This is a genomic window from Pseudomonas sp. K5002, assembly GCF_013386655.1.
GTDB lineage: Bacteria > Pseudomonadota > Gammaproteobacteria > Pseudomonadales > Pseudomonadaceae > Aquipseudomonas.
Genome location: NZ_JACARK010000502.1, coordinates 1 through 9,111, shown reverse-complemented (window position 1 = coordinate 9,111; position 9,111 = coordinate 1). Strand labels below are relative to the sequence as shown.

The following is a 9,111-nucleotide window of genomic DNA, read 5'->3' as shown; positions in this document are numbered from 1 at the left end:
ACTGCAAACGCGCGCCCATGGCCGCCGCGCTGTCAGCCGCGGCACCCTTGAGGCTGTCGCCCACCAACTGGTCACCGCTGGCAATCAGTGCAGCAAAACGCTTGTCCAGCGCGGCCAGGTCAGCCTCGACCGAGGCAGTCGAAACCCCCATGCGGACCTTGCCGATCTCTACGCCATTGGGGCTGATGGACGCTTCGACGTAGAACACCGAAGGATCATTCTTCGCCGCATCCAGCACTTTATCCAGGGCACGTTCGCCCTTGCCCTTTTCCAGCAGCGCCTGGTTGATCGGGTTTTCACGATTGAGGTAACGGGTCAGGTGCTCGCCAGCCGCGTCGTCATACACCACAAACAACACGTTGGGATTGCGCTGGGCCCTGCGGGCGAATTCCGACAGCGTCGGCACGTCGCTGTCCCACATGGCGCGCGGCGCCACCGAAGCGAGCAGTTGCGCCATGTCATTGGCAGAGTCCTGCAGGTCTTTTTCCAGGGTCGCACGCAGTTGCTTCTGCTCTTCCTGCAGGCGCGTGGAAAGCCCCGCCGTCAGACGCTGGCGCGTGCTGGAAGACAGACTGTCCAGGCTGGATGTCACTTCCTTGCCGGCTTGCGCCAACTCGCCGGACAGTTTCTGGCTGTCGACGCCCAGGCGATTGCCCAAATCAGCTTCCAATGCAGTGACGGTGCTTCGCGTCAGGGCGACGGCCACCAGTACTTGCACCAAAAGAGCGATACCTAGGGTAACGAACACCGGCCGCAACAGCCGGCTTTGTAACAATGAGAGAACGGCAGACACTGGGAATCCCTCCACCACGGGTGCCATTAATTTGATAGCACCGCGAAAGAAAGAACCATAGCAAGGGTCGTGCCGTTTACCAGGCGGAAACGACAAAGGGCTCCCGAAGGAGCCCTTTGCTTTTTACATCAACAGCTTATTAAGCGAACGGGTGACGCAGAACGATGGTCTCGTTGCGGTCCGGGCCCGTCGAAATAATGTCGATCGGCGCACCGATCAGCTCTTCGACGCGCTTGATGTAAGCGCGGGCGTTGGCTGGCAGTTCTTCCAGGGTCTTGGCGCCCACGGTCGATTCGGTCCAGCCTGGCACTTCTTCGTACACAGGCTGCAGGCCTACGTAGCTGTCCGCGTCAGTCGGGGCAACGTCCTTGCCTTCCGCATCCTTGTAGCCGATGCAGATGTTGATGGTTTCCAGGCCGTCGAGTACGTCCAGCTTGGTCAGGCAGATGCCCGAGATGCTGTTCACATCGATAGCGCGACGCAGGATAACGGCGTCGAACCAGCCACAACGGCGGGCACGGCCGGTCGTCGCGCCGAACTCGTGGCCTTGTTTGGCCAGGTGCGCGCCGACGTCGTCGAACAGTTCAGTCGGGAATGGACCCGAACCTACACGCGTGGTGTATGCCTTGGTGATGCCGAGGATGTAGTCCAGGAACATCGGGCCAACGCCCGAACCCGTCGCAACGCCGCCAGCGGTGGTGTTGGAACTGGTGACGTACGGGTAGGTGCCGTGGTCGATGTCCAGCAACGAGCCCTGGGCGCCTTCGAACATGATGTCTTTGCCGGCGCGACGCAGGTCGTGCAGCTCGGCAGTCACGTCCAGCATCAGCGGCTTGAGCAGCTCGGCGTATTCCTTGCACTCGGCCAGGGTCTTTTCAAACTCGATGGCCGGCTCTTTGTAGTAACCCACCAGCATGAAGTTGTGGTAATCCACCAGTTCACGCAGCTTGTCTTCAAAGCGCGGCATGTTGAGCAGGTCGCCCACACGCAGGCCACGACGTGCAACCTTGTCTTCGTAGGCCGGGCCGATGCCGCGACCGGTCGTGCCGATCTTCAGCTCGCCACGGGCCTTTTCACGGGCCTGGTCCAGCGCAACGTGGAAGGACAGGATCAGCGGGCAGGAAGGGCTGATACGCAGGCGCTCGCGCACTGGCACGCCTTTCTCTTCCAGCTTGGTGATCTCGCGCAGCAGGGCGTCAGGTGCAACCACCACGCCGTTGCCGATCAGGCACTGCACGCCTTCGCGCAGTACACCCGACGGGATCAGGTGCAAGACGGTTTTTTCGCCATCGATGACCAGGGTGTGGCCAGCGTTGTGGCCACCTTGGTAGCGCACTACGGCGGCAGCATGTTCGGTCAGCAGATCAACGATCTTGCCTTTGCCCTCATCACCCCATTGGGTGCCCAGGACTACGACATTCTTACCCATAACACTTGTCCTCATTCGCGCAAACTTGGTGCCGGCAGTGGCCGGCAGGAAAACTCAAGAAGCCAGTGGCGATACTTGCCAAAGCCCGTTCTGCTGAATCAATTGCCGGTCGCAGTCCGCTTCACGGGCGGCGGCCAATGGCTGCCCAGGCAAGGCCTGGACCACACGCTGACCCTCACTGCGCAACTGGCAAACCTGCTGCCAGAGTGCTGCGTCCGTACTGTCGGGCATCCAGATACCGCCAGACGGCAGTTCGACCTCAGCACGCCCCAGGGTCACCAGGGTTTTCAAATCGGTGGAAAAACCGGTCGCCGGACGAGCGCGACCGAAGTCGGCGCCGATATCGTCGTAACGACCGCCCTGGGCGATGGCCTGGCCAACACCCGGGACAAACACCGCAAACACCACACCGGTGTGGTAGTGGTAGCCGCGCAACTCACCCAAATCAAAATACAGCGGCAACTGCGGGAAGCGCGCAGACAACTGCTCGGCAATCGCCAGCACATCGTCCAGGGCCGCCAATACATCAGCCGGCGCATTCGCCAGGCGATCACGGGCGGCGGTCAGTACTTCACGGCCGCCACACAGATCCACCAGCGCACGCAGCATGCCGGCCAGGTCGGCAGGCACGCCCGCCGTCAGGGCAATCACTTCATCGATGGCCTTGCGCTGCAAGGCATCGAACAACTGTTGTTCCACTTCACCCGACAAGCCGGCCGCACGGGCCAGGCCGCGGTAGATACCGACATGCCCAAGGTCCATGTGCACATCCGGCACATCGGCCAGCTGCAACATGGCCAGCATCAGGCTGATGACTTCCACGTCGCTGCTCGGGCTGGCATCACCGTACAACTCGGCGCCCAACTGGATCGGGCTGCGGGACGACGACAACGCACGCGGTTGCGCATGCAGCACGCTGCCGGCGTAGCACAGGCGGCTTGGCCCTTCGCGACGCAGGGTGTGCGCATCAATGCGCGCTACTTGCGGCGTGATGTCGGCACGAAAGCCCATTTGCCGGCCCGATTGCGGGTCGATGACCTTGAAGGTGCGCAGATCCAGGTCCTGGCCCGCGCCGGTCAGCAGGGATTCCAGGTACTCGATATGCGGAGTCACGACAAACTCGTAACCCCAGCTCTGGAACAGATCCAACACCTGGCGGCGCGCGATTTCAATGCGCGCAGCTTCTGGTGGCAGTACTTCTTCGATGCCATCTGGCAGCAGCCAGCGGTCTACCGTTGCCATTACGCCATTCCCCTATGATCCGGGCGGCCAGCCCTCGGGCGAGCCTTGAGTGAAGCAGAAAATACCCGGCCCCTGCATAAACCACGCGCAAGAGCGACGTGACGAACGACCAACAATCGGCCTCGTCGGGCACTTTCCTCGAAAAACCTGTGGCGCCTGCGGAGCAAAACCACAATCAAACATGCAGACGCAAAAAAGCCGGGAATTTCCCGGCTGCCGCATCATACACCCGTTTTCTGAAAGGATCACCCCGCCCGGCATTTTAGCCGCCCGACGGAGCGATTCTCAGACTACATGCGGGTTACTTGGACTTTTCCAGGTAGCGGAAGAAATCGCTACTTGGGTCCAGCACCATGACGTCGGTTTTGTTCGCAAAGCTTTCACGGTAGGCGCGCAGGCTACGGTAGAACGCGTAGAACTCCTGGTCCTGGCCATAGGCCTTGGCGTAGATCGAAGCGGCTTGAGCATCACCATCACCACGGGCCTCTTCAGACTCGCGATAGGCTTCAGCCAACAGTACGCGACGCTGACGGTCGGCATCCGCGCGGATCCCTTCTGCCAGCTCGTTACCCTTGGCGCGGTGCTCACGAGCCTCGCGCTCACGCTCGGTGCTCATACGTTCGAACACGCTGCGGTTCACTTCCTTCGGAAGGTCGATGGCCTTGACCCGAACATCGATCACCTCGATGCCCAGCTCTTTTTCCGCCATCGCATTCAACGAACGCGTGATGTCCGCCATCAGCGCGTCACGTTCACCGGATACCACCTCGTGCAGGGTGCGCTTACCAAACTGGTCACGCAGGCCCGATTCCAGACGGCGCGACAAACGCTCGTCGGCAATCTGCTTGAGGCCGGAGGTCGCGGTGTAGAAGCGCTCGGCATCCTTGACGCGCCACTTGGCGTAGGCGTCAACCATCACAGCTTTCTTTTCCAGGGTCAGGAAGCGTTGTGTCGGTGCATCCAGGGTCATCAGGCGGCCGTCGAACTTGCGCACCTGGTTGACGTAGGGGACTTTCACATGCAGGCCCGGCTGGACATCCGCCTGGACCACGCGACCGAATTGCAGCAACACCGCGCGCTCGGTCTGAGACACGATATAGAAGCAGTTCCAGGCAGCGATGACCACGACGACGCCCACAATCAGGGCGGTCAGCGATTTATTGCTCATCAACGACTCTCCCTGGTACGTGTTTGCTGTTGCAGCAGGTCAGCGGCCGCACGGGCGCTCGCTTCGTTGGCAGCAGCATTGGAACCGGTAGCCGGTGCGCTGGTGCTGCTACGACCACCTTCGATCATCTTGTCCAGCGGCAGGTACAGCAGATTGTTCTGCCCGCCCTTGCTGCCGGTCACGAGAACCTTGCTGGTGTTGCTGAAGACTTCCTGCATGGTGTCCAGGTACAGACGCTCACGGGTGACTTCCGGTGCCTTGCGGTACTCGGCCACCAGCTTGGTGAAACGATCTGCCTCACCCTTGGCGCGGGAGACCACTTCGTCGCGGTAACCGTTGGCATCCTCAAGGATGCGCTGGGCCTGGCCACGGGCTTCCGGCACCACGCCGTTGGCGTAGGTTTCAGCCTGGTTGCGCGAACGCTGCTCGTCTTCACGGGCACGGATCACGTCATCGAAGGCTTCCTGCACTTCACGCGGTGCCGCTGCGCTCTGTACGTTGACCTGGGTCACGGTGATACCGGTGCGGTACGTGTCGAGGAACCGTTGCAGGCGCTCCTTGATTTCGCTGGCCATCAATTCACGGCCTTCAGTCAGCACCTGGTCCATTGCGGTGGAACCCACCACGTGGCGCAGGGCGCTTTCGGTCGCATGTTGCAGGCTGATCTCCGGCTGGTCGACGTTCAGCACGAAGTCCTGCAGGTTGCTGATCTTGTACTGCACGGTCAGCGGCACTTCGACGATGTTCTCGTCTTCGGTCAGCATCTGGCCCTGCTTGGTGTAGGCACGCTCACGCGTGACGTTTTCCATGTACTTCTTGTCGATCGGCGGGAAGTAGATGTTCAGGCCAGGGCCGACAGTCTCGTAGTACTTGCCGAAGCGCAGCACCACGGCTTGCTCCTGCTCGTCCACCACATAGACGGCGCTGTACAGCCAGACGGCCGCCAGCACGACGAGGCCGATGCCGAGCAGGCCGTAACCACCACCCTTGCTCGTACGACCGCCTTCGTCACCACCACGTTTTTTTCCACCACCGAACAACCCATTCAGGCTTTCCTGCAGCTTTCGGAAGGCCTCGTCGAGATCTGGTGGCCCCTTGCGGTCGCCATTATTGCGGCGTTTACCACCCCAAGGATCCTGATTATTCGAGTTGCCACCCGGCTCATTCCAAGCCATAGCGCTCTCCATCTGATAAAGCAAAGACGCACCCACGGCGCGCCGACCAATGCTACAGAATGCCTGTCACAGCGGCACAACCGCTTTCTCAGGCTTTTATTGCAAAGTGTGTTGTTCGATGAACTCTGTCGGCACAACGCCTTCACGGCTGACCAGCCGATTCAGCTCCGAGCGCGGCAATCGAACGGCCAGCAAGCTGACACCTTCTTCGTCGTGTTCTTCTTTCTGTACCGCGCCCAGCTCGAAAAACTGTGCACGCAGTCGAGCAAAACGCTGCGGCAAGCGCAAGGTGCCGACGAACAAATCGCTGCCCAACAGCTCGGCAATGGCTTGTTCAAGCAATTCCAGGCCACTGCCATCACGCGCCGACAGCCAGACCCGCTGGGGCTTGCCGTTTTCGTCGCGCTGGATTTGTGGCTCAACGCCTTCAAGCAAATCGAGTTTGTTATAGACCTCGAGGATCGGCAAGTCCTGGGCACCAATCTCGCCCAGCACCACCATGACCTGTTCAATCTGCAACATGCGATCCGGTTCGGCCGCATCGATCACGTGCAACAGCAGGTCGGAATTGCTCGACTCTTCGAGCGTAGACCGAAATGCCTCGACCAGCTTGTGGGGCAAGTGACGAATGAAACCCACGGTATCGGCCAGGACAATCGGCCCCAGGTCGTCCAGTTCCAGACGGCGCAAGGTCGGGTCGAGGGTCGCGAACAGTTGGTCGGCCGCGTACACGTCCGATTTCGTCACGTTGTTGAAGAGTGTGGATTTGCCGGCGTTGGTATAGCCCACCAGGGAAACGGTCGGGATATCCGCACGCATACGGCCACGTCGCGATTGTTCGCGCTGGCTGCGCACCTTCTCCAGGCGGCCCTTGATCTGTCGCAGGCGCACCCGCAGCAGACGCCGGTCGGTTTCCAGCTGGGTTTCACCCGGGCCGCGCATGCCGATGCCGCCACCCTGGCGCTCAAGGTGAGTCCAGCCACGAACCAGCCGGGTGCTCATGTGGTCAAGCTGGGCCAGTTCTACCTGGAGCTTGCCTTCATGGGTACGGGCGCGTTGAGCGAAAATATCGAGAATCAGACCCGTGCGGTCGATCACGCGACACTCGAAAACTCGTTCGAGGTTACGTTCCTGACTGGGCGTGAGGATGTGATTGAAAATCACCAGATCGGCCTTTTCGGCGTGGACCAGGTCGCGCAGTTCCTCGACCTTGCCGCTGCCGATCAGGAATTTGGCGGTTGGCCGATGACGCGGCACGTTAAAAAACGCGACGGTCTCGGCGCCGGCCGAATTTGCCAACTCCTGAAACTCCTGCGGATCTTCGCGCGCCTCAGGGTCCTGTCCATCCAAGTGAACGAGGATTACTCGCTCACCACCACCGTGGCGCTCAAAGAACAAAGGAGACTCCTATCAGGCGTTACCTGGTGCAGGCTCGGCGTCACCCTGTTCTTCGGTTGCGCTAGGCAGACGAATTGGACGAACCGGCACTACGGTCGAGATAGCGTGCTTGTAAACCATTTGGCTTACGGTGTTTTTCAGCAGGATCACGAACTGGTCGAACGACTCGATCGTACCTTGCAGCTTGATACCGTTGACCAGATAGATGGAAACCCCAACTTTCTCTTTACGTAAAGTATTCAAGTAAGGGTCTTGTAGCGAATGCCCTTTTGACATGTGCCGCACTCCTTTAAGGATCAATAATAAAAATCGGAAAATAGATAGCTCATGGCCGTCACACCCCCAAGGATAGACGGCAATTGCAAGGACTCAGCTCAATATGGAGACCGTTCCCAAGTATTTCAAGGCGCGTGACAGATTGTCGCTGTCCAGGCTGTCCAGCCAGTGCAAATCACTCCAACTGCGCAACCAGGTGAACTGACGCTTCGCCAATTGGCGCGTGGCAATGATGCCGCGCTCCTGCATTTCGGCTGACGTCAGCTTGCCATCCAGATGATCCCAGACTTGGCGGTAGCCTACAGCACGTATCGAAGGCAGCCCTGGATGCAGGTCACCTCTTGAACGCAGTGCTACGACCTCCTCCACAAACCCCTGTTCCAACATAATTGTGAATCTTTGTGCAATTCGTTCATGCAGCACCTGACGATCCGTCGGAGCGATGGCCAGATTCGCCACAGTATAGGGCAATTGTGAGTGTCCCGAGGCGCCTGCTTCAGCACTTTGCGCAGTTTGTTTCAGCCTGTGTTCAGTCATGGTCTGGCCACTGACCCGCCAGACTTCCAACGCTCGCGTCAGGCGCTGGGGGTCATTGGGATGAATTCGCGCGGCGGAAACCGGATCCACAATGGCCAACTGATCGTGCAAGGCCTGCCAGCCAAGGCGCGCAGCCTCTTCTTCAAGNNTCAGCCAGACCTTCCTGCAAGGCCTTGTAGTAGAGCATCGTGCCGCCGACCAGCAGCGGAATCTTGCCCCGCGCGGTGATATCGGCCATGGCGGCCAGCGCATCGATGCGAAAATCCGCCGCCGAATAGCTCTCGCTGGGATCAATAATGTCGATCAACCGGTGCGGATACTGGGCCAGCAGCTCTTTTGAAGGTTTGGCAGTGCCGATGTCCATGTCCCGGTAAACCAGTGCAGAGTCGACACTGATCAACTCGCACGGCAAGACCTTGGTCAGCTCGATGGCCAGGTCGGTCTTGCCGGCGGCCGTCGGGCCCATCAGGAAGATTGCGGGGGGCAAGGCACTCATCAACGGCCGCGCAAGAACAGTTTGTCGAGGTCGTCCAGGCCCATCTGGGTCCAGGTCGGGCGGCCATGGTTGCACTGGCCGCTGCGCTCGGTGTTTTCCATGTCCCGCAGCAGGCCGTTCATTTCCGGCAAGGCCAGCCGGCGGTTGGCCCGGATGGCGCCGTGACAGGCCATGGTGCCGAGCAGTTCATTGATGTGGGCCTGGATCCGGTCACTGGTGCCGTATTCCATCAGGTCTGCCAGTACGTCGGCCACCAGCCGGTTGGCCTCTGCCTGCTTGAGCAAAGCCGGAATCTGGCGGATAGCCAGGGTTTCCGGCCCCAGGCGTTGCAACTCAAAGCCCAGCTTCTGGAACACGCTGACGTGCTCTTCGGCGCAATCCGCTTCCCGCTGGCTGACCGCCAGGGATTCCGGCACCAGCAGCGGCTGGCCGCTCAGGCCTTCGCTGGCCATGGCGATCTTCAGGCGCTCGTACATGATCCGCTCGTGGGCGGCGTGCATGTCCACCAGCACCAGGCCATGGGCGTTTTCCGCAAGAATATAGATACCCTTGAGCTGTGCCAGCGCGTAACCCAACGGCGGCACGTCGCCCTGGCCT

The 9,111-nt window shown here is 60.2% G+C and carries 6 protein-coding genes and 3 pseudogenes; all 9 read right to left on the bottom strand.

Features of this window, described 5'->3' with window-relative positions:
• A pseudogene (locus HX846_RS21695) lies at positions 1–793 on the bottom strand (methyl-accepting chemotaxis protein); the annotation flags it as partial.
• Positions 794–932: 139 nt separating this feature from the next.
• On the bottom strand, positions 933–2,222 hold the full coding sequence (locus HX846_RS21690) for an adenylosuccinate synthase (protein WP_003217505.1): 1,290 nt from the start codon (positions 2,220–2,222) through the stop codon (positions 933–935).
• Between the two features lie 54 nt (positions 2,223–2,276).
• Complete coding sequence (locus HX846_RS21685) at positions 2,277–3,464, bottom strand: ATP phosphoribosyltransferase regulatory subunit (RefSeq protein ID WP_003217507.1); 1,188 nt, start codon at positions 3,462–3,464, stop codon at positions 2,277–2,279.
• 301 nt (positions 3,465–3,765) lie between these two features.
• The gene (gene hflC / locus HX846_RS21680; protein WP_003217510.1) at positions 3,766–4,632 is read right to left on the bottom strand and encodes a protease modulator HflC; all 867 of its coding nucleotides are present in this window, start codon (positions 4,630–4,632) and stop codon (positions 3,766–3,768) included.
• Complete coding sequence (gene hflK / locus HX846_RS21675; RefSeq protein ID WP_087692480.1) at positions 4,632–5,807, bottom strand: FtsH protease activity modulator HflK; 1,176 nt, start codon at positions 5,805–5,807, stop codon at positions 4,632–4,634. Before hflK ends, hflC begins: the two co-directional genes overlap by 1 nt.
• A 96-nt stretch (positions 5,808–5,903) precedes the next feature.
• Positions 5,904–7,205 carry a ribosome rescue GTPase HflX gene (gene hflX / locus HX846_RS21670; protein WP_003217514.1) on the bottom strand — a complete coding sequence of 434 codons (1,302 nt, stop codon included), beginning with the start codon at positions 7,203–7,205 and terminating at the stop codon, positions 5,904–5,906.
• Positions 7,206–7,217: 12 nt separating this feature from the next.
• Positions 7,218–7,481 carry an RNA chaperone Hfq gene (gene hfq, locus HX846_RS21665; RefSeq protein WP_003217515.1) on the bottom strand — a complete coding sequence of 88 codons (264 nt, stop codon included), beginning with the start codon at positions 7,479–7,481 and terminating at the stop codon, positions 7,218–7,220.
• Positions 7,482–7,574: 93 nt separating this feature from the next.
• Positions 7,575–8,514 (bottom strand): annotated as a pseudogene (gene miaA, locus HX846_RS21660) (tRNA (adenosine(37)-N6)-dimethylallyltransferase MiaA).
• Positions 8,514–9,111 (bottom strand): annotated as a pseudogene (mutL, locus tag HX846_RS21655) (DNA mismatch repair protein MutL); the annotation flags it as partial. The pseudogenes mutL and miaA, both read right to left, overlap by 1 nt.